Genomic DNA, 287 nt, shown 5'->3' on the forward strand with positions numbered 1-287 from the left:
TGAGAATACTAGTTACTTTCCAGATTTTGAAGATATTCCGCCTACCAGAGGTAGCGCCGGGATAAAGTTCAATAGCAAGACAAGTTGTGAGTCGAGTGAAGGAGTTTAGCCTGCTAAATGACTGAGCGAGAGAGCAACTTAACGTAGCTAGCGGGCTTTATAGCCAGCGGAATGTTTTCAACAGAATTTGCTTGGCGACCATAGCGTTATGGACCCACCTGATCCCATGCCGAACTCAGTAGTGAAACGTAACAGCGCCGATGGTAGTGTGGGGCCTCCCCATGTGA

1 rRNA gene is annotated in these 287 nt (G+C 48.1%); it reads left to right on the plus strand.

Going from position 1 to position 287, the window contains the following annotated elements:
- Window positions 1-190: 190 nt before the first annotated feature.
- A 5S ribosomal RNA gene (gene rrf / locus ABT58_RS23090) occupies window positions 191-287 on the plus strand; the annotation flags it as partial.

Origin of the sequence: Photobacterium aphoticum (assembly GCF_001029435.1) — a bacterium.
In the GTDB taxonomy this organism is placed as follows: Bacteria; Pseudomonadota; Gammaproteobacteria; order Enterobacterales; family Vibrionaceae; genus Photobacterium; species Photobacterium aphoticum.